Origin of the sequence: Methylobacterium sp. CCH5-D2 (genome assembly GCF_001556475.1) — a bacterium.
GTDB lineage: Bacteria > Pseudomonadota > Alphaproteobacteria > Rhizobiales > Beijerinckiaceae > Methylobacterium > Methylobacterium hispanicum.
The window spans coordinates 1-1,616 of the sequence record NZ_LSIX01000216.1; the positions used below are offsets into that span (position 1 = coordinate 1).

Annotated in this window: 2 protein-coding genes; both read right to left on the reverse strand. The window is 78.0% G+C overall.

The window, feature by feature from the left end; translation table 11 throughout:
- Window positions 1-42 precede the first annotated feature (42 nt).
- Window positions 43-1,308 carry a chemotaxis protein MotC gene (locus AX737_RS05580; protein ID WP_082772903.1) on the reverse strand — a complete coding sequence of 422 codons (1,266 nt, stop codon included), beginning with the start codon at window positions 1,306-1,308 and terminating at the stop codon, window positions 43-45.
- The coding region (locus tag AX737_RS05585) for an OmpA family protein (RefSeq protein ID WP_156453550.1) at window positions 1,305-1,616 on the reverse strand (312 nt) is incomplete at its 5' end. The genes AX737_RS05580 and AX737_RS05585, both read right to left, overlap by 4 nt.

A 1,616-nucleotide genomic window follows, 5' to 3' on the forward strand; every position in this document is an offset into this window, starting at 1 on the left:
CGGGGCGCTGCCGCAGGCCGGGCAGCAGGGCGTCGAGGGCGGTCACGGGTCGCTCCTGTCGTCCATCAGGCGGTCGATGCGCGCCAGCGCCTCCTGGGCGCGCCCGATCGCGGCGGCCTCGGGCAGCGCACGGGCGCCGGCCGGCACGGGGTCGGGCTTGGCAGAGCCGGCTTGCGCGGGGATGCGGATCTGGGTCGCGGCCGAGAGCGCCTCGTCGAGGAGGCGCCGGTCGGCCTCGCCGAGCTGCGCCCGGTCGATGGTTCGCAGCGCCTCGACGCTCTCGTCGAGGCGCCCGTCCACCACGACGAGCGCGGCGGCGCGGTAGAGCCGGGCCTGGGCGGCGGCGCGGGAATCCGGCCCGGCGAGGCCGGCGGCGCGCTCGGCCGCGAACAGGGCGGTGGTGCGCCGGCCCCCGTCCAGCCCGGCCCGGGCGACGAGCAGGTAGAGGTCGCGCCGGCCCTCCGGCTCGATCTCGTCGAGCATGCGGGCGAGCTGCGCGTCCCGCGCCCCGTCGCTGGCGAAGTCGAGCCGGGTCAGGGCCGCAGCGAAGCGCTGGCGGAAATTGCCCGCGTAGACCGAGCGTCGGAAGCGGCGCAGGTACTGGATCGACAGGGCCTCGAAGCGCTCGGCGTCGCCCCCTTGCGCCACCACGAAGATCTCGCGGCGCAGCGCCCCCTCCTCCACCAGGGTGCCGGGCGCGAGCAGCCGCGCCTGGCCCAGGAGTTCCAGCGCCCGGCGCGGGGCCTCGCGCACGGTGACGGCGGCCTGGGTCAGGGCGAGCTGGCCGGCCAGACCCGGGGGCATCTCGCGGGCGTCGAACCGGGCGAGCAGCGTGCGCGCCTCCCGCTCCCGGCCCTCCACGTAGGCGAGCGCGCCCTGCACCAGCGGCACCTCGGCCTCGCCGAGCTTGGCGCCATCGAGCATCCGCCGCAGCACCGCGGGCCCGCCGCCCGCCAGCGCGAAGGCGACGCCCGCGCGCGCGTTGGCCGGATCGGCCCAGGTCTCGGGCTCCAGGGCGAGGAAGCGGGCCTCGATATGCACCAGGAGCTGGCGCTGGGCGGCGTGGGCCTGGGTCGAGCCGCGGGCGATGCGGTCCTGAAGCAGTTGCAGGGTGCGCACCAGCTCCACCGGCAGCCCGCGCGGCGCGACCGGCAGGGGCTCGATGGGCTTCGGGGGCTCGCCCCCGTGCCCGCCGCCCGCCGCCAGCGCCGGCGCGGCGAGGAGGAGGGCGAGGAGGGCGAGGAGGGCCGCGAGGCGCACCGCCACCCCCCGCGGGCGGAGGCGGACGGTCTTCGAGGCGCCGCTCATTCCGGCTGGCCCCGGAGCAGGATCTCGATGCGGCGGTTCTCGGCGGCCTTCGGGTCGGGGTTGCGGGGCTGGCGGTCGGCGTAGCCCTCGATGCGCTCCAGGCGGCCCTCGTCGAGGCCGGCGCGCACCAGCGCGTAGGAGGCCATCTGGGCGCGGGCCGAGGAGAGGCGCCAGTTGTCGTAGGTCTCCGAGCGGAACGGGCGCCCGTCCGTGTGGCCGCGCACCACGATGCGGCCGGGCCGGGCGTTGAGGATCCTGGCGATCCGCTCCAGCGCGCGCACCACCTTCGGGGCGGGCTCGGCCGAGCC